Origin of the sequence: Methylobacterium sp. C1 (assembly GCF_001854385.1) — a bacterium.
GTDB classification, from domain to species: Bacteria; Pseudomonadota; Alphaproteobacteria; order Rhizobiales; family Beijerinckiaceae; genus Methylobacterium; species Methylobacterium radiotolerans.
Map to the genome: position 1 here is coordinate 5,554,049 of NZ_CP017640.1, position 23,079 is coordinate 5,577,127.

Genomic DNA, 23,079 nt, shown 5'->3' on the forward strand with positions numbered 1-23,079 from the left:
TGTTGAGGACGGTGAGGACCACGGTGCCGCGTGCATCGGCTGGATCCTGTGTTCGCTATGGCCGAGAGTTCTTCCGGATCGGCAGGAGCCGCCTGGATCGACGTTGACGACAAACACACCGCGGGCGCATGTTCGCGGACGGAGACCTGTTGCCTGGCCAGCCGTCCTTCATCGCTACGTAGGACGTTGTCGCAATGGAGATGCTCCGGGATGCCGTGCAGGCACATCGCGTCGGCCAGCGCCTCGATCACGCCGAGGCTGCCGATGCGCCGCGCCACCTTCAGCGCGAGGCAGGCCCGGCTGTGTTCGTCAATCAGCGTCAGGACGCGCAGGCTCCGCCCGTCATGGGTCTGCGCCTGGACGAAGTCGAAGCTCCAGACGTGGTTGGGGTGGAGCGGGCGCAGCCGCACGCACGAGCCGTTGTTCAGCCAGAGGCGGCTGCGCGGTCGGTGCTTTTTTGGGACCTTCAGCCCCTCACGACGCCAGATGCGCTGAACCCGGTCCTTGCCCACCCGCCAGCCGGCCGCCTGCAGCAGCGCGGTCACGCGGCGGTAGCCGTAGCGGCCGTACTCGGACGCCAGGGCGATGATGGCGCGGGTCAGTTCATCCTCGTCGGCCGCAACCGTGGGCACGTAACGCTGCGTGCCCCGGTGCTGGCCGACGATCCGGCAGGCGTGGCGCTCCAAGAGACCGTGCTTCTCTCGGGCACCATCGACCGCCTGCCGGCGTCGTTCGGGGGCTACAAGTTTCCCGCGGCGAAGTCCGCGAGCACCTGCTTTTCAAGGGACAGATCGGCGACCAGCCGGTGCAGGCGGGTATTCTCGCGCTCCAGCTCCTTCATTCGCTTGGCTTGATCGATCTGTAAGCCGCCGTAATCTTTGCGCCAGCGATAGTAGCTTTGCTCTGGGATCTCGGCTTCCTTGCATGCGAGCGCCAAGCTCTTGCCCTGTGCCGTCAGGATCTTGATCTGGCGCAGCTTGAGCACGACCTGCTTTGCGCTCGTCTTCTGACCCCGCTTCATACCCAGCTCCTTCGGTCCCGGCTGATCCTCTCAATCAGCCCGGTCCAAAGCCAGCCGGTCAGGTCAACGCGCGATGCCCCATGACTTGCCGCCGTGGCACGCCGTGTACGATCAGGCGCAACGTTGGCTGCGGCCCGGCTGCTTCGAGAGCTTGATCCACAACCTGCGCGCCGTGTTGCGCCTGGCTGCGGGTCGTGCCGAGGAGCCCTCGGCCGTGGTGCACGACAGCCGCACCCCGCGTTCGACCCCTGAGAGCGTCGCTCGCGCCGCTTGGGACGGTCACAAGCGCACCCGTGGCTCGAAGCTGCACGCAGCGGTCGGTACGCTCGGCCAAGTGCTGGCTCTGCACGTCACACCGGCCAACGCCGATGATCGCGCAGCCGTGGCCGCGCTCGCTTGTGCCGTGCAGAGGGCAACCAGTGACAGCGTGAACCTCGCCTGTGTCGATCAGGGCTCTATACCTGAGCGCGCGGCGGAAGCGGCCGCCGATCACGGCATCACCCTGGAGGTCGTGAAGCCGTTCGCCGCACTGTGGTGGCCGGACCGACCGGTGTGGAACCGCGATCTCGACCAGGTCGCGGACACCGCATGGCTCGCCGATCTCGCGGGTCGCGCCGGCCTGACGCTCGACCGGGTCCGCGCGATGACCTTGGATGCCCCTCGCCGTCGGTTCGGGCGGGGATCGGGCGATGCGTCCCTGATCCTGTCGGCCGGGATCTATCGCCGCACACGGATCCGGCACGCGCTTCAGATCTGCCCGCGGTGTCTCAGTGCCGGCGACTGTGCTGTCATCGTCGAGACCGTCGCGGCGTGGATCGAAGACTGGCCGCGCCGCTTCTTCACTGCCGCCGGCGAAGCCGGGCTCACTCAGCGGATGTTCCGAAAAGTCGCCCGGCCCGGCGATCTCGCGCGCCAGATCCTCCGCCTGCCCGAAGGTTTTCGCCGCGACCGGACCTTCCTCCCCGTCCTTCAAGACAAACGCCTGAAGCGCCTGCGGCGGATCGACAACCCACGCTACCGGCGCATCCGTGCGGCGCGGATCCTGCGCGCGACGGGCCCCAAGCTCCGGCGGCGCGGGGCGTCCCCTGGCCGAGACCGGTCAAATTGACGACGCCATGAGACCAGACGCAGTCAGGCACGAACCGGATCAAGAGTCGTCACGCAGCGCGATGCGCGTGGTCGCGGCAGCGGCGGACATACTTCACCAGGGTCCACACGGCCTCCTGCTCCTGTCCCGTCATACGGGCCTCGTCGAGAAGGTCCGTCAGAAAGGCGAGCGCCGCGTGCCCGTCATCGGCCGCGATCACCTTTCCTGGGGATTCCTCGCCCCCCGATTCGCCAAGGCTCGGGGTCTCATCCTGTGCGTCGTCGACGGGCTCGACACGGCCGCCATTCTCGCGGCCCAAAGCCTCCCGCCGCTGCCCACCCCGTCGCACGCGGCGGCCCTCGAAGAGATCCCCATTCAACGGGATCTCGGCCGACCGCGCCGCGCTGATGAAAAACGTCAGGGCCTTCCGCGTTACGCCATCCGTCGAGGGATACTGCGAGCGAAACAGGCGCTGAAACACAGTCGGCGACATCGTGCCGAGCTCATGCTGGAACAGCGGCTCGTAAGCCGCCTTGAGCACGCCCGTCAGCACGGTCGGCCATGCCGGAGTCTCGTACGCCACAACCAGGGATTTCAGCCTCGGCAGCGCACGGCCACGGGCATCGATCAGCCGCAGAAACCTCAGGCCCGAGAGCACCTGCCGTCGCATACTCTGAGACACGTGCTGCAACGCCATTTCGTCGATGGGATTTGGCGTGCCGTGATCGCGCAGGACAGTGATTACAGCCAAGACGGCGCTCAGCGAAACATAAACGGGGCCGGCGGAATTCGCACCCCCTCAGCAAGTCGCGGCATCGTCAAAGCCCTTCTGTTTCGCCAAAGGTGCCTTACTGTTTCGTTAAGGTCAGCCACTCGAATCGCCGCGGAACCAGAGGGTTGATCAAACGGGGATCGGTGGCACGAACAGGCCATGGAGGCCTCGATGGATCACGCGCATCTCGCCCTGGTACGAGCCTACGACGGGGAGCCCCTGAAACGCGTCATCCTCGCGACGGGGCCGGACGTCTTGTACGTCGCCAATCCCCGATTTCTCGACGCGATCAGGACCGGCCGCAGCCAACCGATCGGATTTCGGCCAGTCGACTGCTATGCGTGGGACGAGATCGCCTTCGAGAGGCTGTCCGAGGCTTATGCAGCATCGGGCCAGACCGAAACCGACGCATGGATCGCACTCCCGCCCTTCGCGGGATCCCACCTGCGACTGCGCTGACCCAGACGGCCCTGGCGTCAGGTCCGATCCGGCGCTGCCGCATCCGCCACGACGGCTTGCCGTCGAGCCCGTCGGCTCGTCTCCCTGGTCTCGATGCCGTCAGAAGTCGACGTGCAGGCGCGTGGCGAAGGCGTCCACTGGCCCCCGGTCGCGGTTGTATCCCGGGCTGTCGACGTGCTGGTAGTCGAACGTCACCGTCACGGCCCTGCTGACGCCGACGGCGTAGTACGCCTCGAACGCGCGCTCGGCGGCGTACCGAAGCCGCCCGTCGCCGACGACCAGGCCGAGGCCGCCCGCCGCGAGGTATGCCCGGTGCGAGGGCGACAGGGCGTTCATCACGGCCCCGACGCCGACGGTGTCCTGCGCTCTTCCCCAGCCGGCCCCCTTCAGCGAGAGGCCGCCCGAGAGCGAGCGGTCGATGTCGGCGAACGACAGGTTCTCCGTCCGGCCGTCGCCGTCGCTGAACCGGAGGAACGAGCCGAGGTCGGCCGTCAGGGCCTGCTCCAGGTTGACGTAGAAGCCGCTCTTGCGCCTCGGGCGGCGCGTTGCGGCCGCGGCTTCGTTGGCGTCGGCGAACGCGCCCGCCTGCGTGAGGGCGACGACGTCGCGATAGTTCGCGGTCACGCCCTCGTTGCTGAACAGGCCGACGCGCAGCTTGCCCGGCTGGTGGAGGAGCGGAAGGGTATGGCGCTCCTCGAACTCCAGCGTGGCCCCGCCGCGCCGGAGGACCCTCGGGTCCAGGACGTCGCTGGACGGCTCCTTCGGGACCTGCGTGTAGGCACCGCGGACGGCGAACGCGCTCCGGTTGTACTCGACCATGACGCCCTGCGTGTAGCCTGGCAGGTTGGCCGGGAAGTCGTAGGCGCCGGAGGCCCACAGCGACCAGTTGAAGAAGTCGACGCGCGGGTCGTGCGCGTAGGCGTTGCCGTCGAAGAAGTCGCCGAGCGCGAACTTGCCGGCCACCACCGTGACCCGCTCGACGTCGCGCGTCCCGGCCAACTGGTTGGGCCCGTCGGGCACGGTCTCGGTCTCGCCGCCGAGCCCGAAGGTCTGGCGCACGTAGTAGCGGTTCGACCGCAGCCGGGGCGCCGCGGCGCCGGCCTTCTGCGCCTCGCCGTTCAGGAAGCCGGCGACGCCAGTGGTCCGGCTGAGGCCGAAGCCCTGGCTGAACTCCGGGTTGTAGTAGAGCTCGGTGCTGTCGGTCAGCCTCAGGCCGAGGAACACGGTCGCGGTCGTGGTCTGCTGGGTCTGGCTCGGGACCAGGCTCTGAGGGCCGACGTAGGGCGAACGGAAGTTTGGCACGCCCTGCGCGACGAGGGTCGTCTGCCCGTGCACCGAGATGCGGTCGGAATTGCCTGTGTCCGGATCGTGCGGCGCCGCGTCGTCGGGTTCGGGCGGCAGGGCGAGGCCCCCCGGGAACCAGTAAAGGCGGGCCAACACCTGGTTCGAGGCGGCGCCGACGCGCGCGGAGAAGGGGCCCCCGTCGGCGCCGGGCACGAAGCCGAGCCCGAGGCGGTCGGTCCGCCCGAGGTCCAGGTAGCGGTAGTCGATGCCGAGCGCGAAGTTCGGGAGGATGGCGAACTGGATGCCCGCGCCCAACGTGAACCCGACCGACCCGAACTCGCGCCGGCCGCGGTCGGGGGCGGTCCCGTCCTGCCCCGGGAACGTCGACAGCACGTGGCTGTCGGCGGCCGCCAGGCCGAAGCTCCCGTACACGAGGTAGCGGTCGAAGCTGTAGCCCAGCCGCGCGCGGAGCGTGCCGTACGCGCCGGTCTTGGCCCGCACGATGTCGAGCCCGTCCAGCCCGTCGCGGCGCTCGTAGCCGAAGCCGGGGGTCGTGCCGAGGACCGGCCGCTTGAGCGATGCCGCCGAGAGGTCCGCCTCCAGCCCGATCACCGTTTGCCCGGCCTGCCAGTCCCAGCCGAGGGCGAGGCCGCCGACCGCGGAGGTCGCCCGCCGGCCGGCGTCGTTGCGCCCGGCCCCGTCGCCTGTCCGGAAATCGGGGAGGGTCCGGCCCCCGACGCGCGGCGCGCCGAGGTCGAAGCCCCCGTACGACGCGCCCCCGCTGGCCTGCCCGGCCAGGTACGGCCCCGACCAATCGACGAAGCTGGCCGCGGACGGCGCGGGGATCCCCAGGTCCGCGGCTCCCGCCTCCGGGATCAACGGGACGCACCATGGAGCGGCGATCGCAAGCCTGACTAGGGTACGCATGGCTAAACTTCCGAACGTCGCACGCCGGCGATGAATCGTCTGATTGGCGGCTTTCGCTCCGACGGGGCGAGGCCCGCGAACGTCGCCCCGAAGGCATGGGCGTCAGTCACAAACCCGCAAGACATCTCGATGACGGCCGGATCCCGATCGCGCCATGGCGCCCCTCCGGCCCGTCGTGGACGGCGATGGGCTGGCGGGCAACCCCGGAATCCACCGCAGCCTCGATTCGGTCACTGGCGTCGTACGGATGTCTTGCGCCCGCGGCCGCCGCGCGCGGGCCGGCTGACGTCGCGGCGCAGATCCGCCAACGAAGGACGCCTCGCCTGTCCGCGCGGGTCGGGGGAGGGCAGCTTTGCGGGCCCCCGTCTCACGCCGCTTCCGGCAACGCAAGACGTCCAGGGCGATCCTGGGCAACCGCGGCCGCCTGCAGTGGGCCCGGCGCCCGAACCCAGGCACACTCCAGGCGACCCGTGGCGGGATTCAGCGACCAGTGGGCCGAAAGACGAGGAGGCGCCGTTCCTTCGCGAGGGGGAATGGCGGGCGCGGACGCGGCCCACGCGAGATGGACGATGGACATGAGGGTCTCCTGGGACGGGCCGCGCGTGCGGCCAGGTCCCGGGTTCACCCTTCCAGGGCGAGTCCGTGCGACCTAGCCGGCGCGCGGCACAGTCGATCGACTGTGACTGTCGCTGGGCATGGGGTGGAGAGGGTTCCGGTGTGCGACGCGGGCGGCACAGGCGCGCCGGCGACGGCATTCCAGTAAACGAAGGGCCGAGGCGGTCAAGCCCAAAAATCATGAATCCGATTGACGGATGAGCAAGTTAGGCCGCATTTTCTTGGGCCGGACTGTGATTGTTAGTCTCGGCTAAGATGTCGAGTGTCGCCCCGCCGAACCGACGCACCTCATTCACTTCCATGCCTCGGCGGGTTCGTGGGGCGGCCGACGGGTCCTTGTCGATTTCGACCGTCATGACGCATATCCCGACCGGGATGCCTGGTGGGACGGAGTGGGCCCGCCGCCTCGATATGACCGGCGCGACGGCTCGCCAGCCGCCGGCCGGACCCGCGTCCCTGGTCCTCCTTGAAACCGCATTCGAGGTGTCGTCGTCGCCGTGACGCTTGTATAGCGGGAGCTTCCCCGACATCCTGGGCCGCACGCGGTCGCGCTCGTTCTTGGCCTTCTGAGCCACGTCCATGTCCAGAGCCGATCGCCGACATGATGCCGTCGCCGAACTCCCCTGGATCGGCTCCTGGCAGGCAGTGCCGTAGACCGTCGCCAAATCCCGGAACCGGTAGATCGGAAGGCCGGCGGGCAGCATCGGGTCGGCTGGCAGATACCAGATCGGGGGCCGTGCCCGACAGCGGCACCGACGAGGAGGCGGCGGCCAGCAGGGCCCCGCGGATGCGGGCCAGGTCGAAGACGCGGCCGGGTTCTCGCAGCGGCACCCGCAGGAAGGTGACGAACGGCATCGGCGTCGGCGCGGGATCGATCCCCGGCTCAAGCCAGGCCGCGCCGGGAATCTCCGTCGCGGCGGCGATCGCGCATCGGGCACGCGACGAGGTGGGGCGAGGCCGGGAAGGATGCGACGTGGAAGACCGAGCGACCCCGGCGCGATGGCGCCGGGGTCGCTCGATTCATTTCGCTTCCCGCACGGCCCGGGAGGCTTGCCCCACCGGCCATTGGATGATCTAGGGCTCGCGGCTCGACCTCGGAAGGGAGCGTGACATGGCCAGCCTCTGCCGCGACGCGGACCCGATCGGCCGTGCCTGCGGGCCAACGGGCGCGCCTGCTGCCGGGCCGTTCCGGCACGATGGGGACGCCGCGGCCGCGGCGCACTGCCTCCGCGACCCGTCGAGCGCGTGGACCGGCCTCGCGGTCGCCAGGACGAGGGCCGGCATCTCGCCGGCCACGTCCGCACAGGTCCCGCGGCAGGCCCGGCGGAAGTTCCGCGGGGGCGAGGGGCAGCGCTTCGGGTGCAACGACGGGCCCGTCGCCGCCCGCCCGAACGGCGCCGCGTGAGGCCACGATGCAAGCCTGGATCTACACGCTGATCCCGGCCGCGGCGGCCATCCTCGGGGCCGCGATCGCGGCCAACCTGCGGCCGGGGGCCGTCTTCGTCAGCGCCATCCAGCATCTCGCGGCGGGGGTGGTGTTCGCCGCTGCCGCCGGCGAGATCCTGCCAGACCTGAAGCATGTCGGCTCCCCTTGGGCCACGCTGGTCGGGGGCGCCGTCGGCGTGGCGGCGATGCTCGGGGTCCGCATGCTGGAGCGGCGGGCGGCCGGGCCGGTGGGGCTGCTGACCGTGACCGGCATCGACATCCTGGTGGACGGCCTCGTGCTGGGCATCGCCTTCGCATCCGCCGCGAGGGCCGGCTTCCTGCTCACCGTGGCTCTCACCGTCGAGGTGCTGTTCCTGGGCCTCACGGTGGCCAGCGAGCTCGGCGAGGGCGGCGCATCGAAGTGGAAGGTGGTCGGCGCGACGGCGGGTCTCGTCCTGCTGCTGCCGCTCGGCGCCCTGCTCGGCGGTCCCGTGGGCTCCATGCCCGCCCCCGTCCAAGGCGGCTTCCTGGCCTTCGGCTTGATCGCGCTGCTTTACCTCGTCACCGAGGAACTGCTGGTCGAGGCGCACGAGTCCGAGGACCGTCCCTGGGTGACCGCCATGTTCTTCGTCGGCTTCCTGCTGCTGCTTCTTCTCGACGAGCTGGTGGGATGAGGCCCCGCGGGCGAGGCTCGCCCGCTGCCGGCCGCCCGTCACCCGTCGTGCGGCCCGTTCCCGGGCGCCGCATGGGTTCCGATCTCCGCGATCAGGGGGGCGCCTGACGCCGACCGGGATCCGCCAGCAGATCTCTGAAGGGCGAGCCATGTCTGCCCCGGGGCCGACGCCCACCCGTTCCGGGGGGACGACAAAGGTTCCGCGAGCGGCGACAGGTCACCTCCTGCGTTGGGCTCCCCCGACGCCAACTCATCGGCAAATCGTCGCGGATGGCCAGCGGGGACCGGGAAACCGAACTGCGAGGGGGCGCCGATCCCGCCCGCGGCCTCATGCTCGCGGGCGAGGATCCGCCCGGCCGGGCCCCGGCCACCAGTCCGTGGTGTCGCCTGGGCCGCAGACCCCGCCGCGCATGCGCGTCCGGGAAGTGGGACGGAATCGCAGGAGCGCCGGCCCGCGGGCTGGTTCAAACTGAGACAGGACTCGAAACGATGCACCCTGTACCGTGAGCGACGGTACTCGTAAGATACGTCCACCGGGGTCAGGGCCGAGAACGATGCCGACGACGCGCCGGCTTGGCTTGTGGGACGCGGACGTGTCCGTCGGAATGTCGCCCACGACGAGGCCGGCAGGGCTTGCTGCGTGAAGCTTGGATTGCCTGCGGTTGCGAGGACCGAACCGACCGCGATACGAGTTCCGTCTCGCAGCGACCGCCCCGAACCCGAGAAAAGTCGCCACGATCATCCCGATGCCGCGGCCGAGCGCCGCCGGATCGGTTGAAGGGCTAATGGCCGAGGTCGAGGGCTGATGCCACCTGTCGCCGATCGCGGCCGCGATCGGCTTTCATCACGACAACCGACCCAATCGATCTTCCCGCTTCCGACATACAATCCCTGCGAGGAATCTCGCTGACATGGCGAAGTGAGCGTCTTTGTGCCGGAAACGTTCGCCAGCGACCGTCATGTGAATGCATTGATGAAATTCATCAGGGCCGGGACCATGGTCGTCGCGTCATAGACGACTGAAACCTCCAGCGGTGGAATCGATAAGTCGAGGGATCGGAAAACAACGTCGGCGGTCGTGCTGATTGCCAAACCCGAGGGAACGACGGCAAGGCCAAGCCCGGCTGCAACGAGGGCAAGGAGCGAGGTCACGGTTGCGGCTCTATGGACGGCGGTCGGCACCACACCGATCCGGTCCAAAACTTCCCCGCCGAGTTCCCCGCCGTGCGCCGCGTAGACGACGAACGCATCTCCTTGAAGTTGATCGGGGCGGATCCGATCGCAGGACACGAGCGGATGGGTGGCAGGCAGCGCAACCACCAGCGACCAATGCTCGATCACGCGATGGGCCAGCCGCTCGTCGCGGAACGAGGGCAGGAACACCATCAGTCCCATGTCGATGCGGCTTGCCAGGAGCGCATCGCGTTGCAGCGTCGGATACAGCTCCTCGAAGCCGAAGGTGACGGCGGGCGCGCGTCGGCGGAAATCGCGGACCAGGCGCGACATCAGTCCCGAGTACGCAGCGGCGCCGGTGTAGCCGATCCGTAGGTGGCCGGCCTCCCCGCGCCCGGCGCGCTGAACGACCTCGATACTGTGTTGGGCCTGCGCCAGGGTTGCGCGGGCCTCGGCCAGCAAGAGGCGCCCTGGTTCGGTCAACGCCACCTTGTGTCGGCCTCTATCGAACAACTCAACGCCGAGCATGCCCTCCATGCCGCGGATCTGCGCGCTGAGCGCCGGCTGCACGATGTTGAGGCGTGCGGCGGCTCGCGCGAAGTGTAGTTCCTCGGCGAGACAGACGAACGATCGTAGGTGCCGAAGCTCAAGGTTGATCATCGATCCTGATCACAGCCTGCATCAATGACGATTGGCGGTCGCGCAGGGACGCCGGTATGCCGTCGGGTGTGCCGCAGGCATCGGATCGTTCCCCGCACCGGGCCAAGGGAGCGTCTCGCGCGGAGGTCAGCCGACTCGTGCGGCGCGAGTTGGACCGCGGGATCGGCGGTACCGGGGCCGCGTCGCATCGAGGCAACGTTCATTCGCTAGGTTAAGGGTCGTGTTGCCGCAAGGACGTTTCCGTTTTTTGATCCCGGCGGTGCTGCTGGTGCCGTTACCCGTCGTCGGTGCCGCGGGCCGACTTTGGCAGCGCCTGATACACGCCGGAGAGATGGCCGCCATCAGCAGCGCAGTCGCCGATCTCCCGCCCGGAGCCACGGCCGCTTGGACGGCCAAGCCCCTTCTGCCTTGGACCAGTCCCGTCACGGGGCAAGTCTTGGTGCAGCGCGAGACCGGAAGCGCCGACTTTGCCTGCAAGGACAGCGTCTACTCGCTCGATGGATCGTCGGTCCAACTGTTCGCCATCACCCTGTGTCGCGTCGGTCGTGACGCCCCTTGGCGCAACGACCGGGACGGCTCCGAGCGATGGGGCGGCTGACCCAGACCAGCGACGTGTCCCACGAGGAGATTCGAACCATGGTGTTGCCTGACAAGCTCCCGACTGCCGTCGCCGCATGGATGAACGCCCTCGGGCAGACCGGGCCCTCGGCCGATGCCGCCCGCCGTTCCGCGCTGAGCGACGACGTGAGACTGACCTTTGCCGGCCAGACGGTCGTCGGCATCGATGCGGTCTTGGCTCACCAAGCGCGGATGCCGGCCGGACCTGCGATGCAGGCGCTGGAATGGCGCCTGTTGCCCGCCGCAACCGCCACGAGGCTGGCCCTTCGCGCGAGGTTCACCGGCGGGGCGGATGGGCGCACTGGTCCCAACGGCCTCTCGGCGCTCGATGTCGCCTTCACTCTCGGAGACGACGGGCGCATCCAACATCTGGAGCCTTCGCCGCACCACAAGGAGCCTGCTGATCTCAAGCCTGCCCTCCGCGTGGGGGATCGTGCCCCGCCGTTCGTGCTGCGCGATACGAGCGACCGGTCGACGTCGTTGCACGGAGGGCGGGTCCCGGCCACCCTGATCGTCTGGACCTGCAACCACTGCCCCTGGGCACTTGCCTGGCATGAGCGCATACAAAACGTGGCGCGTGATTATGATCTGTTGGTCCGCGTCCTGCAGATCAACGCGAACGACCCGATCGTTTCCCCCCATGACACGCTGGATGCCTGCAGACATCGGGTGACGGCCGGGGAAATGGCCAGTCCCTACCTGATGGACGCCGGCCAGGAAGTTGCTCGGGCATGGGGCGTACGCCATACCCCAGAGGCGTTCGTGCTCGATGCCGACGGACGGGTCGCCTATCACGGTGCGCCGGATGAGGACCACCGCGACCCATCCCGCGACGCCGGATGGCTGCGCGCCGCCCTGGACGCCGTGCTCGCCGGAAGGGATGTGGCAGTCCCTGAGACCAAACCCGTCGGTTGCACCGTGAAGTGGACCCTCGGGTCCGGTCCTGGCGGGAGCGAGCGATGACCCCGCCGCATGTCGCACTGCTTTACTGGGAGGACTGCCCGTCTCACGCGGAGGCTTTGACCCAGCTGCGCCGCCTCCTGCCGGAGTTCGGCTTGGATCCACAGGCCATCGAATTGCGCGAGATCTTGGTCTTGCGGGAGGCGAGGGACGAGAACTTTGTCGGCTCGCCCACGATCCGTGTCGATGGCCGCGACATCGCGCCGGTCGGCGATGAGCCCGCCGCCTTGACCTGTCGCCTCTACCGCCACCGCAACGGTCGCTACGATCCGCTCCCCGATGACGAGGACATTCGCGATGCGCTGCGGTCGTCCGTGCGGGAGGCCGGGAAGCCGAATGCCGCGCCCGGCGATACGGAAGTGCCATCGGAAACATCCACCTAACGGGACGGTCGCTCGGCCGCCCCCATTGGGATCGGGCGGTGCCGTGATGTGACTGCCAGCTCCGCCCGCAAGGGGGCCTCGGGGTTCGCGATGGCCGAGCGCATGGGGCTTTGCTCCGCGGTAGGGGCCTGCCCGAAGTACGTGTATGTGATCGCCGTCTTCGCGCGGATCGAGAAGGCGACGCTCGTCGTCCTGAGGTCGTAGACGGATCGCCCGGTCGGGCAGGGGGACCGAATGCCAGGACGCAACTTCGACCTTTGGGAGGTCGCCTCCCACCTCATCGCCCTCGCGGTCGCGTACGCCCTGGCCCTGCCTATCGGCTGGAACCGCGAGCATGAGGCTCGGAGCGCAGGGCTGCGCACCTTCCCGCTCGTGGCGATCGCCAGTTGCGGCTTCGTGATCGTCGCCATCCGAGTGCTGGGCCAGGATTCGGCTGGTCAGGCGCGGATCATCGAGGGTCTCATCACCGGCGTCGGCTTCATCGGCGGCGGCGCGATCCTCAAGCGCGCCGGGGGAACCTCCGGCACCGCCACTGCGGCGAGCCTGTGGGCGACGGGTGCGCTCGGGGCAGCCGTCGGCTACGGGCTCTACGACATCGCCGCGATCCTATCGATCGTGACGTTCGCGACCCTACAGCTCAACACAGCGTTCAAGGGATAGGCCGCCGGTGCGGGCCGGCGAGGCGGACCCGCACAGCCCGCCCCGCCACGCGCCCGACCGGCTCGGCGTGCTCAGGATCGGGGAGCTCGCCATCCGGAAGTCGGACGCTGCCCGCCGGCTCCGGCATCTCGGTGGGCACGAGGGTCTTTTCGGGTCAGTCGTCATTTGAGGCCGATGACCTCGCCCGCCGGTCTCCGGCGCGGTTCACGCCGGGCCGTGCATCCCGGGGCGACGCACGGCCCGACGGCCCGCGTCGGCGCCCCCGAGGGGTGACCCCTTCGCCAGCGGCCTTCGCCGCGCGACCACGGCCGAGGATCACCCTGGCCGCATTGACGTCACGGTGCTCGTCCGCCCCGCACGGGCAGCGGCGCCGGCGGAGCCGCGCCGCACCACCCGCACTCGGCGGGCGTGCTCTACGCATCGACCAGGATCAGCGCGGCACCGGCTCTCGCGGCCTTGTAGCGGACCATCCCGGTCAACGTCCCCCAGCCCGCGTCCTGGATGGACCGGTTCATCCATTCCTTCTGCGCCATGTGCGTGCCTGGCTCAGGCATGGCGCCGGAGGCCGGGCACACCATGTTCGCGACCGCCAATTCCTCCAGCGCGATCTGCCGGATGCCCCAGCCAACGGCCGGCGCGGGGTAATCCGCCAGCAGTAGCGGCTCGGTGGTTCACTCGCCTCTCGGGTGGCAAGGTTGCTGCGAGGGGGGCACGGGCTGCTTCACGAGGTGAGATGATCCTGTCCCCATCCCTGCCATGCTCCACCATCGAAGGCCTCATCCGGAGCGACGGTCGTGTCGAGGTCGTCGCCCGAGCGCGCCGTGTGCAGGGGCGCTGTCCCCCCCAGCGGCGCAACCAGCTCAGCCCCTCACAACCGCTATGACCGCCGTCCAGCCGATCTGCCGAGCATCGGTCATCCCGAAGCACTGCACCTGCGCGCCCGACGCTTCAACCGCCATCATGAAGAGGTTGGCAATGAGCATTGTCAGGGAAGGCCCGGCTGACTACGGCCTTCCTGCGCGCGCAGATCGTTGTGCAGGGTCGTCGCCGCAATCGCGGCGTGGCCCATGGCGACGCTGATCTGATCGAGAGCGTAGACGATGTCGCCCGCGGCATAGATGCCCTCGCGGCTCGTGCGCTGCTTCTGGTCGACCGCGATGCAGCAGCCGTCTCCCATCTCCAGCCCGAGCGCGTGCGCGAGGCCGTCGTTCGAGTCCGATCCCAGCGCGGGGTAGACGGTGTCGAAGCGGCGCTCGCCGCCACCTTCCAAAAGCGCGGTGACGCGGTCGTCGTCGAAGACAAGCCGCGCCAGCGGACGTGCCTCCATCGCGACGCCGGCCCGTTCGAGAAGCGAGCGGTCGCCGGCCGTGATCTCCATCGGGCCGGTCGGGAGAAGCGTGACGTCAGCGGAGTAGGTGCGTAGGAACAAGGCCTCCGCGACGCCGCGCGCGTCAGCGCCGATGACGCCGATCGCCTGGCTCGTTGCTTCGAAGCCGTCGCAGACCGGACAGTACCGGAGCTGGCCGCGATCGAGGGCCCGTCGGTGCGTGTCCGGATCGACGTCTGGCCGCCGGTTCACGGTTCCGGTCGCGAGGATGAGGGTGCGTGCCACCAGGGCGATGCCGTCTCCCCGCGCGAGAAAGCGGCCGGGATGCCCCTCGATCACGTCGATGCGGCCCCTCACGAACCGAGAGCCGTAGCGTCCGGCCTGCGCCGACATGCGCGCCAGGAGTTCTTCCCCGCCGATGCCGTCGGGAAAGCCGGCGTGATTGTGCGAGCGCGGGATCCATTTGGCCCGGCTGTTGCCGTCGTCGACGACCGCAACCGTCCGGTGGTAGCGGGCGAGATAGATCGCTGCCGTCAGCCCGGCAGGGCCACCGCCGATCACGAGCGTGTCTATCGGCCGCTCATCGCTGCCGCTCATTGCCATCGCCTCCTCATGGCTCCGGACGAGTGCCGCCCGCGGATTGCGTGAACCGGCCCAGGTTTCCCGGAGACGTTTTGGTTTGGGTCGGGCGGCCGAGGCTCGCACCTCGGCTGGAGCAAAGTAGCGCGTCTCAGCTTCGGCGGGACATAGCCCAATGCGCAGATCGAGCCCCTGTTTGCCGAACCCATCGAGGCCAGCAGCCCGGAGCGGGCTGCATCGGATAGCCCGACAGGTGCTACGGCCGATCTCTGCGGCAAACGCCGATCGCCTCTTCCGATGCGAGAGCTCCTCACACAAATCGTTCGAGGCAGGCCAGCTGCCGTTCCGCTCCCCGCGAGGACAAGTATCACTCCAGCGTCCCATGTCCCGTCCCTGGCGCGCTCACGGTGCGATGCTGCTTCAGGATCGCCGCGTGCTCCCACTCTGTTCGATCCTGGGGATGCGGAGATCACCTCCCGCGCTGCCCCATTCGTCGCCTCCTCCCCGGCGCGATCCTCCATCGCGCCGCCGGAAGCATGGTCGGTCAAAAGGGCGCGGGCATCATGGGAAACTCCGATGAAGAGACTTCGCATCGTGCGGGCCGGTCCCTGGACGCTCTCCCTGGCGGCCCTGGTCGCGTTTGGCCTCTACGGCAACGGCCTCTTCGAGCCGAAGCCACGGCGGATGGCGTCGACACCGGACCGAACCCAAATCGGAGGCCCTTTCCGTCTGACAAGCCACAAGGGCGAGGTGCTGACGGATGGTGACTTCGAAGGCAGGCCACTCGCGGTCTTCTTCGGCTTCACCCACTGCCCGGAGGTGTGCCCGACCGCCCTCTTGGAGATGACCGAGCTCTTGGCGGCGCTTGGCCCGGATGCGGACAAGGTCACTGCCTTGTTCGTCACGGTCGATCCCGAACGGGACACAAAGCAGATCCTCGCCGACTACCTCCGGGCCTTCGACCCGCGCATCGTCGGCCTCACCGGGACGATCGCGGAGGTCGAGGCGGCCGCGAGGGCCTACCACGCCTACTTCCGAAAAGTCCCGATCGAGGGCGGCGGTTACACGATGGACCACACGGCTACGACCTACCTGATGCGCCCTGGGGGCGGGATGGCGAACGCGCTCGACCCCCACGAACCGAGAGAAACCCGCCTGCTGAAGCTGAGGCGGCTGATCGCTCGCTGAGGCGGAGGGCCGATGCAGCGCCCTCCGACGCCACGTCCTTCGTCCAAGGCGGGGCGCTACCCGCACGGGGCGGCCGTCAACGGACGCTGACTGCCGGAAGTCAGCGGCGCGGACGGTCCGCCACGTCTCAGGCGCTCCGGATGGGTGCTAGGAGCCGAAGCGCGTTCATGGTGACGAGCACGGTGGCGCCGGTGTCGGCCAGGATCGCCGGCCACAGCCCCGTCGCGCCGATCACGGTCGTCACCAGGAATACCGCCTTCAACCCCAGCGCGACCGCGATGTTTTGACGGATGTTGCCCATGGTCCGCTTCGACAACGCGATCATGGTGGCCACATCCGTGACCCGACCGTGCAGCACCGCCGCGTCCGCGGTCTCAAGCGCCACGTCGGTGCCACCCCCCATCGCGATGCCGATGTCGGCCGCGGCGAGGGCCGGCGCGTCGTTGATGCCGTCCCCGACCTTGGCGACCTTCCGGCCGCCCGCCTGCAACTCGCGGACGATGCGTTGCTTGTCCTGCGGCAACAGCTCGGCCCGCACCGCGAGGCCCAGATCCCGCCCGATCGCCTCGGCGGTCAGCCGGTTGTCGCCGGTCAGCATCACCGGCTCCACGCCCGAGGCCCTGAGCGCCTCGATGCCGGCCCGTGCGTCGGCGCGCGGCTCGTCGCGCATCGCGACGAAGCCGGCGAGCGCGTCGCCGTCGAGCAGCACGGACACGGTCTTTCCCTCGCCGTTGAGCGCCGCGATGCGCGTTCGGTGCTCCTCGGGCACGGTGACGCGTTCCGCCGCCGCGGCCGGCGAGCCGAGGAACACCGCCTTGCCGCCGACCCGGCCGAGGATGCCCTTGCCGCCAAGGGCCGAAGCGTCGCTCACGGGGGGCACCGGCACGCCCGCGGCCTTGGCCCGCCCCAGGATGGCGAGCGCCAGCGGGTGGCTCGATCCGGTCTCCAGCGCCGCGGCGAGGGACAGCACCTGGTCCTCGGACCGCCCGATCGCCACGATGTCCGTCACCTTGGGCCTGCCCTCGGTCAGGGTGCCCGTCTTGTCGAAGGCCACGGCCTTGATGGCGCCGAGCCCCTCCAGCACCGTGCCGCCCTTCATCAGCAAGCCGCGCCGGGCGCCGGCCGAGAGGGCAGCGGCGATGGCCGCCGGCGTCGAGATGACCAGCGCGCAGGGGCAGCCGATCAGCAGGATCGCCAAGCCCTTGTAGATCCATTCGCCCCAGGCCCCGCCGAACACCAGCGGCGGCACGACCGCGACGAGCGCCGCGACCGCGACGACGGCGGGTGTGTAATAGGTGGAGAAGCGGTCGATGAAACGTTCGGTCGGAGCCTTGGCCTCCTGCGCTTCCTCCACCAGCTGCACGATCCGCGCGATGGTGTTGTCGGCCGCCGCCGCCGTCACGCGCACGCGCAGCACCCCATCCGCGTTGACGGTGCCGGCGAAGACGGCATCGCCCACCCCCTTGCGCTTGGGCGTGCTCTCGCCGGTGACCGGCGCCTCGTCGACGGCGCCGGTCCCCTCGGCCACCTCGCCGTCGGCGGCGATGCGGTCACCGGGCCGCACCAGGATGACCGAACCGACGGTCAGCTGCTCGGCGGGCACCTCGGTCGTGGTGCCGTCGCGCTCGACCAGGGCGGTCTTGGGAACCAGCGCCGCGAGGCCCTGGATCGAGGCCCTGGCCCGGCCGGCCGCCACGCCCTCCAGCAGCTCGCCGATCAGGAACAGGAACACCACCGCGGCGGCCTCCTCGGCGGCCCCGATGACGAGGGCGCCCGCGGCCGCAATCGTCATGAGGCTTTCGATGGTGAAGGGCGTGCCGAACCGAGCTGCGGCGAAGGCGCGCCGGGCGATGGGGACGAGCCCGACGAGGACGGCGGCGCCGTAAAACCAGGGCTCGTAGGCCGGGACGACCTTGGCGGCGAGCCAGGCCAGTGCAAAGGCGCAGCCGCTCGCGGCTGCCAAGCGGATCTTGGCACCCTGCCACCACGGTTCCGCCGCTGGCGTCCCATGGTCGTGGCTCTGGGCCTGCCCGTTCGCATTGTCGGGGCCATGGCTATGGGTGCCGGTGCCATCGACGTCGGCCTGAGTCGCCTGGGACAGGGGCGCGGCGCGATAACCGCCGAGGCCGTTGACCTGGCGGACCACGGCGACTCCGAGATGCGGGTCATCCTCATGCTCGACGGTCATCGTCCCGGCTGTGACCGACACCGACACGTCGGAGACGCCGGGCACGCGGCGCACGGCGTTCGTGATCTTGGCCGCACAGGCGGCGCAGTCCATGCCGGCGATGCGGTAGCGGGAGGTAGCCAGTGTGGGATTCATGGAACGTGGTCCTTGTCGCCTCGCCAGGGCGTGTACGACCTCTACCGACTAGAGGTTCAAGCCCCATGTTCGGGGCGAGGTCCACCGCGCTCCTGAGTGTCGCGCCGGGCTCAAGAAGCCGACGATCCGCCGGGGGTACCCCGCATCCGATCCTGGTCCGGCCGAAGGGTGAGTCTCCAGGTGTCGTTCGGCCGCCTGTCGGGCTGCCACCAAGGTAAATGCCGGGGGCTTCCGCCATCGAGCAATGCCGGAGATCGAGCGACGGCGGTGATTTGAAGGCGGCGTATCGGGGCGGGTGTCCTGGCCTGCCAGAACCTCTCGGCGAGAGCGATCCGGCATGGAGACACCGCCCAACGTCGTCCGGCTTCGTCAGCCCGAGGACGTCGACGATCGCCCGGTAGAGGTGCTGCGCACCGGCGACCGCCGCCCGCTCGCTCAAGCTTTCGAGATGGAAGCGGACGTCGTCCCGAGCGCGATGCAGGATCTGCGGCTGCCGGAAGGGCGCGTCCGGCTTGTGCGGTACGGCCACGGTCCCGAGCGAGCTCTCCAGACTGGCATCGGCCTGAAGCCTATAGCATGCGTTCGCGTCCAGAAACACGGCTGGAACGGGTTTCTGGACCGGGGCCGCTTCACTTCGACGCTCCCGCCGAAATAGGCGCGGCGCATCGCTTCCGCGGATTGGGAGATCCAGGCAGATGCGACGCCCATGGCCGATTCAGGGGCGCGAGTCGGCGCAGGCGAGGAACATCACGATGATCAGGATGGGGGCGACGTCGTGGAGGCCTGAGACCGCCGCCGCGCCGACCGCGCCCGTCGCCCACAAGCTCTCAGCCGTGGCCGTACCCGACGTACGCCGGGCGCGCTGGAGGACCGCGCCGCCGCCGATGAAGCCTACGCCGGTGGCCAAGCCTTCGATGATGCTGGCGGGATTGCCGGGGTCGATCCCGACGGCCCGAATGGCGACCCACACGAAGCCGCAGGCGGCGATGGAGCCAAGGGGGAAGGTCCGAATCCCTGCGGAGCGCGCATTCCGCTCGCGGTCTCATCCGATCGGGATCGCGGGCGCCAATGAAGGGCGGATGAGGTGGGAGGCCACCGACCGCGCGTTCGTTTGGAACGGCGTCATGGCCAGGACCGGCATGCGGCGTCGCGACGAGAAAGGGGCGTGGTCAAGATGGGCCGCCCCGGGGGGACCGGCGGGAGCGTCCTCGGACCTACTAGAACCGCGATGATAACGGCCTTCAGTGCGGACAGGCGGCCTTGACACGGTTTGACGCGAACGGGACAGGTCTCGGTCGGCCGGCTCGGGGGGCGACCGCGCCCCGCGGCAGGGCGCGACGATCCCGTCGAGGGCCGGGAAGCCTGCCCTTGCATGGGCCGTCCTCGGCCGACACGGTGGAGGGTTCATGACGAGGGCGCCACACGCGGACAAGGCCGAGGCTCGGGCCGTCGAGGCCGGCCGACCTTGCGGCTCCCCTGCCGCACCCCTTCGGACAGCCCCCTGGTGGCCGGCGGCCAAGAGGTTCCTTGCCGCGGCCCCGACGGGCAGTCCCTCGCCGGCCGGCGGGACAGGCGCCTGATGGAGCAGGGCGGTGAACGGGGCGGGGCTTCCCCGACGGAGCACATCCTCCTCGTCGAGGATGATGACGGCATGCGCGTGCTCGTCGCGCGCATCCTTCGGGAGAGCGGCTACCGCGTGACGGGCTGCCGGAGCGGCGCCGAGATGTGGACGCTCCTGCCCGAGGTGCCCGTCGACCTCGTCCTGCTCGACGTCATGCTGCCGGGCGCCTCCGGATTCGACCTGCTCAAGGCCCTCAGGGTGAAGGGCACCGTACCCGTCATCATGCTGAGCGCCCGCAACGAGGAGGCCGACCGGGTCCTTGGCTTGGAGCTCGGCGCCGACGATTACATCGCCAAGCCGTTCGGACGGCCGGAGCTGCTGGCCCGCATCCGCGCGGTGCTGCGCCGCGCGACCATCGCGCCGGCTCCCAACGCCGCGGCGCGGCCGGAGACGCTGTCCTTCGCCGGCTGGCGCCTCGACCTGCGCAGCCGGGCCCTGACCGATCCCGAGGGAGCCGCCGTGGACCTGTCGGGGGCGGAGCACGACCTGCTCCTGGTCTTCCTGGAGCATCCCGGGCGGGTGCTCGGCCGCGAGCAGATCCTTGAGATGGGCCGCGGGCGCCTCGCCGCGCCATCCGACCGCAGCGTCGACACCCTGGTCAGCCGCCTCCGGCGCAAGCTCGAACCGCCCGAGGGCGCGGCCCCGGTGATCAAGACGGTGCGCGGCTCCGGCTACATGCTGGCCGCGAAGGTCGGGCGCACTTGAGGGGGCTGGCCGGCCTCGCCCGCAGCCTGGAAGGGCGCACGGTCGCCGTCCTCCTGTTGGCGGTCCTGGCCGTGCACGGCGGCGCGCTCGCGCTCTACCGCCGGTCGGCGTCGGCCGCCGCCGATGACGCGTTCGCGACCGAGATCGCCCACCAACTCGTCTTGGCGCGCGAGGCGGTGCTGCGCCGGCCTCCGGAGGATCGCGGGACCGAGGCGCAGGCGCTCTCTTCGGCGCATTTCGAGATCGGCTGGGAACGTGGGCCGCCAGCCGGGGCCGTCGGGACCGACCCGGCGCTGCTGGACCTCCGAGACCGTGTCCTGGAGGTCGAGCCGGTGCTCGGCCCGAAGCTTGCGTTGACCCTGGCCGCGCCGGACGAGCCGCTGCGCCAGCGGGACCTGCGCGGCGCCTTCCCGCTGCCTGACGGCGGCTACCTGACCTTCCGCTCGGCCCACGCGCCGGGCCTCGCCCGCCTGGGGGCCTGGGCCTACCTGGCGACGGCGATGGCCATCCTGGTCGGTGTCGCCGCCGTGGTCGTGGTTCACCGCATCGCCGGCCCCCTGCGCGAGTTGACCCGCGCCACCGGGCGGATCGGCCGCGGGGCGGTCGTACCGGTGCCGGAGGTGGGGCCGGACGAGACGCGTGGGATCGGGCGCGCGCTGAACGCCATGCAGGACCGCATCCACGGTCTCGTCGCCGAGCGGACCCAGGCGCTGGCGGCGGTCTCGCACGACCTGCGCACGCCCATCGCCCGGCTCCGCCTGCGCCTCGACCGGGTCGAGGACGCCGACGAGCGTCGCGCGATGGCGGCGGACCTCGACGAGATGCAGGCCATGGTCGAGGCGACCCTGGCTTACGTGCGCGGCGGCGACGACCCGGAAGCGCGGCAGGCCGTCAACGTCGCGAGCCTCCTGATGGGGGTGGCGGACGCCTCGGCGGACGCCGGCCGGGATGTCGCGTATGCCGGCCCCGGACGGGCGCTGGCGGAAGTGAGGCCGGTCGCGCTTCGGCGGGCACTGGAAAACCTCGTCGACAACGGCGTCCGCTACGGCGACCGGGTGCGCATCGCCCTGGGCTTCGAAGACGGTGACCTCGTGGTGCACGTCGACGACGACGGGCCCGGTATCCCGTCGGAGGACGTGGCCCGGGCCTTCGAGCCGTTCGTGCGTTTGGAGGCGTCGCGAAACCGGAACACGGGCGGGACCGGCCTGGGACTGACCATCGCGCGACGGGCGGTCGAGGCCGAGGGTGGCAGCCTCCGCCTGGCGAACCGGCCCGGGGGAGGCCTACGGGCCGAGATCCGCCTGCCTCGGCCGGGCGGGCGCGGTCAGGGCGGCGTCCCCCCGGCCGGCCCTCAGCGCGCGGTCGCCGGCGCGTCGGGGTGCGCGTCCGGCTGCGCCGACCGCGCGTTGGACACGTAGGCGCTGCCCGGCAGCGCCAGCGTCAGTAGCAGCGTGGCTGCCGCCAGCGCCGCTGAGAGCGCGGCGGGCACGAGGAAGGCGTCGGGCCCGAGCAGCCTCTGCAGGAAGCCGCCCGCGACCGCCCCCGCGGTCAGGCCCCCCCAGAGCGGGGCCTGGAGCCAGAAGGAGGGCGCGGGTTCGTGCAGGACCATGTTCGCGAGCCCGGTCCCGAAGCGCACGACCGTTCCCGTGACGTAGGTCAGCGCAAGGCTTCGGCCGCCCTCGTCCTGCAGCGTCGCGTTGAGGATCCCCAACGCCAGCACGACCGGGTACGCGTGAAGCGGGAACGCCTCCGGTCCCTCCGGCAGGAGGTTGCCGATGGACAGCAGCACGGCCTGGACGCCGAGCAGGACCGAGAGGCGCCACCGGCCGGCCCAAGCCGCCAGAAGCGTCCCGACGAAGGCGCCGAAGCAGAACAGAGAGATGGTGCTGCCGAAGCGCATGGCTCCCGGCCAGTCGAAACCGCTGGCCGCGACCCCGAAGCGGGTCGTGTTCCCGCTCATGAACGACATGAACAGCTGCGAGTGTTCGAGGAATCCGATCGAGTCCGCGGAGCCCGCCAGCGCGGCCAGCGCGATGGCGAGCGGCACGCGCGTCGCTGGGCTCGACGGGAAGGATTTGTCCATTCGTCACCTATGATCTTCGGGTGGGTGTTCCGGCCTCGCTCGGTCGCGCCGGGCTGCCGCCAGGGTTAAGGCCGCCCCGTGGTCGCGGCTTTTCCGGACGGTGACGAAGTGTGTCGACGCGATCGTCCGGGCTGCGACAGGCCCGGATGCCCGTGTGCGGAGCGGACACACTTCGTCACCGACGCGGCGACCGGCAGACATACGGGTCGTCTATCTCGGGTCCCGAAGCGGTCGGCCCGACCGCAGACCGGACAGGAGATGGACCCATGAAGAGGACGCTCACCGCCGCCCTCGCCGTCGCGACGCTCGCCGCGGCCGCGCTGCCCGCGCTCGCGATCGACGGGCACGGAAACGCGGCGAACCCCGAGCGCGCGGTCCCGAACACCGGCGGCGTCTCCGGCGGACCCGCCCACCGCGACGATCCGCGGGTCCGTGAGTCGCAGGAGCGGCGGTCCGACGGCACGCCGGCGCACGGCGCCAACGACGGCCACGCCCACGGGCACAGCCAGGACGCCAGCGGCAAGAGGTGACAGCCG

19 protein-coding genes and 3 pseudogenes are annotated in these 23,079 nt (G+C 70.2%); 14 read left to right on the forward strand and 8 right to left on the reverse strand.

The annotated features are described in order from the left end of the window. Positions 1-185: 185 nt before the first annotated feature. Positions 186-1,021 (reverse strand): annotated as a pseudogene (locus BKE41_RS30540) (IS3 family transposase); the annotation flags it as partial. Between the two features lie 67 nt (positions 1,022-1,088). Between BKE41_RS30540 and BKE41_RS32280 the strand changes: the two are divergent. Continuing rightward, positions 1,089-1,538 (forward strand): annotated as a pseudogene (locus tag BKE41_RS32280) (transposase); the annotation flags it as partial. A gap of 640 nt (positions 1,539-2,178) precedes the next feature. Here the strand turns inward: BKE41_RS32280 and BKE41_RS25640 are convergent. Further along, positions 2,179-2,859 carry a hypothetical protein gene (locus BKE41_RS25640; RefSeq protein ID WP_124262952.1) on the reverse strand — a complete coding sequence of 227 codons (681 nt, stop codon included), beginning with the start codon at positions 2,857-2,859 and terminating at the stop codon, positions 2,179-2,181. Positions 2,860-3,039: 180 nt separating this feature from the next. Between BKE41_RS25640 and BKE41_RS25645 the strand changes: the two genes are divergently transcribed. After that, positions 3,040-3,339 (forward strand): hypothetical protein, encoded by a 300-nt coding sequence (locus BKE41_RS25645; RefSeq protein WP_043075192.1) that lies wholly within the window; start codon positions 3,040-3,042, stop codon positions 3,337-3,339. Between the two features lie 99 nt (positions 3,340-3,438). On the opposite strand, the gene BKE41_RS25650 is transcribed toward BKE41_RS25645, so the two are convergent. Beyond that, positions 3,439-5,550: a carbohydrate porin gene (locus BKE41_RS25650; RefSeq protein WP_071000279.1), complete on the reverse strand. Its 2,112-nt coding sequence runs from the start codon at positions 5,548-5,550 to the stop codon at positions 3,439-3,441. A 1,726-nt stretch (positions 5,551-7,276) separates the two neighbouring features. Here BKE41_RS25650 and BKE41_RS25655 point away from each other — a divergent pair. Both BKE41_RS25655 and BKE41_RS25660 read left to right on the forward strand, forming a co-directional pair. Continuing rightward, positions 7,277-7,570: a hypothetical protein gene (locus BKE41_RS25655; protein WP_043075190.1), complete on the forward strand. Its 294-nt coding sequence runs from the start codon at positions 7,277-7,279 to the stop codon at positions 7,568-7,570. Between the two features lie 7 nt (positions 7,571-7,577). Then, positions 7,578-8,264: a transporter gene (locus tag BKE41_RS25660; protein WP_071000280.1), complete on the forward strand. Its 687-nt coding sequence runs from the start codon at positions 7,578-7,580 to the stop codon at positions 8,262-8,264. Between the two features lie 956 nt (positions 8,265-9,220). Here BKE41_RS25660 and BKE41_RS25665 read toward each other — a convergent pair. Then, positions 9,221-10,096: a LysR substrate-binding domain-containing protein gene (locus BKE41_RS25665; protein ID WP_024828459.1), complete on the reverse strand. Its 876-nt coding sequence runs from the start codon at positions 10,094-10,096 to the stop codon at positions 9,221-9,223. A gap of 220 nt (positions 10,097-10,316) precedes the next feature. Here BKE41_RS25665 and BKE41_RS25670 point away from each other — a divergent pair, with 220 nt between their 5' ends. The 5 genes from BKE41_RS25670 to BKE41_RS25685 are packed head-to-tail and all read left to right on the forward strand — an operon-like array spanning position 10,317 to position 12,717. After that, positions 10,317-10,694 (forward strand): hypothetical protein, encoded by a 378-nt coding sequence (locus BKE41_RS25670; RefSeq protein WP_124262951.1) that lies wholly within the window; start codon positions 10,317-10,319, stop codon positions 10,692-10,694. Next, positions 10,682-11,677, forward strand: coding sequence for a thioredoxin family protein (locus BKE41_RS30545; RefSeq protein ID WP_052516998.1), 996 nt, complete (start codon positions 10,682-10,684; stop codon positions 11,675-11,677). Before BKE41_RS25670 ends, BKE41_RS30545 begins: the two co-directional genes overlap by 13 nt. Next, positions 11,674-12,057, forward strand: a complete 384-nt coding sequence (locus BKE41_RS25680) for a hypothetical protein (RefSeq protein WP_024828456.1) — start codon at positions 11,674-11,676, stop codon at positions 12,055-12,057. Before BKE41_RS30545 ends, BKE41_RS25680 begins: the two co-directional genes overlap by 4 nt. A gap of 48 nt (positions 12,058-12,105) precedes the next feature. Continuing rightward, the gene (locus tag BKE41_RS31320; protein ID WP_159392780.1) at positions 12,106-12,261 is read left to right on the forward strand and encodes a hypothetical protein; all 156 of its coding nucleotides are present in this window, start codon (positions 12,106-12,108) and stop codon (positions 12,259-12,261) included. A gap of 30 nt (positions 12,262-12,291) precedes the next feature. After that, positions 12,292-12,717: an MgtC/SapB family protein gene (locus BKE41_RS25685; RefSeq protein WP_043075188.1), complete on the forward strand. Its 426-nt coding sequence runs from the start codon at positions 12,292-12,294 to the stop codon at positions 12,715-12,717. A gap of 985 nt (positions 12,718-13,702) precedes the next feature. Here BKE41_RS25685 and BKE41_RS25690 read toward each other — a convergent pair. After that, entirely contained in the window at positions 13,703-14,641 is a 939-nt protein-coding gene (locus BKE41_RS25690) for an NAD(P)/FAD-dependent oxidoreductase (RefSeq protein WP_043075186.1), read from the reverse strand. Between the two features lie 558 nt (positions 14,642-15,199). Here BKE41_RS25690 and BKE41_RS25695 point away from each other — a divergent pair. Beyond that, the gene (locus BKE41_RS25695; protein ID WP_024828449.1) at positions 15,200-15,811 is read left to right on the forward strand and encodes an SCO family protein; all 612 of its coding nucleotides are present in this window, start codon (positions 15,200-15,202) and stop codon (positions 15,809-15,811) included. Positions 15,812-15,938: 127 nt separating this feature from the next. Here BKE41_RS25695 and BKE41_RS25700 read toward each other — a convergent pair whose 3' ends face one another. Continuing rightward, a complete protein-coding gene (locus BKE41_RS25700) occupies positions 15,939-18,134 on the reverse strand; it encodes a heavy metal translocating P-type ATPase (RefSeq protein WP_071000281.1) in 2,196 nt (731 codons plus the stop codon). A gap of 337 nt (positions 18,135-18,471) precedes the next feature. Between BKE41_RS25700 and BKE41_RS25705 the strand changes: the two are divergent. After that, positions 18,472-18,786, forward strand: a pseudogene (locus BKE41_RS25705) (IS256 family transposase); the annotation flags it as partial. Positions 18,787-18,849: 63 nt separating this feature from the next. Here BKE41_RS25705 and BKE41_RS25710 read toward each other — a convergent pair. Next, positions 18,850-19,146, reverse strand: a complete 297-nt coding sequence (locus BKE41_RS25710) for an MgtC/SapB family protein (protein ID WP_107645318.1) — start codon at positions 19,144-19,146, stop codon at positions 18,850-18,852. Positions 19,147-19,713: 567 nt separating this feature from the next. On the opposite strand from BKE41_RS25710, the gene BKE41_RS25715 reads away from it, so the two are divergent. Together BKE41_RS25715 and BKE41_RS25720 are read left to right on the forward strand one after the other, a co-directional pair. Beyond that, a complete protein-coding gene (locus tag BKE41_RS25715) occupies positions 19,714-20,460 on the forward strand; it encodes a response regulator transcription factor (protein ID WP_024828438.1) in 747 nt (248 codons plus the stop codon). Beyond that, positions 20,457-21,878, forward strand: coding sequence for an ATP-binding protein (locus tag BKE41_RS25720; RefSeq protein WP_083374422.1), 1,422 nt, complete (start codon positions 20,457-20,459; stop codon positions 21,876-21,878). The genes BKE41_RS25715 and BKE41_RS25720 overlap by 4 nt, the downstream gene beginning before the upstream one ends. Here BKE41_RS25720 and BKE41_RS25725 read toward each other — a convergent pair. Continuing rightward, complete coding sequence (locus BKE41_RS25725) at positions 21,812-22,543, reverse strand: YoaK family protein (protein WP_043075184.1); 732 nt, start codon at positions 22,541-22,543, stop codon at positions 21,812-21,814. The genes BKE41_RS25720 and BKE41_RS25725 overlap by 67 nt on opposite strands. A 266-nt stretch (positions 22,544-22,809) precedes the next feature. Here BKE41_RS25725 and BKE41_RS25730 point away from each other — a divergent pair, with 266 nt between their 5' ends. Next, a complete protein-coding gene (locus BKE41_RS25730) occupies positions 22,810-23,073 on the forward strand; it encodes a hypothetical protein (RefSeq protein ID WP_024828435.1) in 264 nt (87 codons plus the stop codon). Positions 23,074-23,079: the final 6 nt, after the last annotated feature.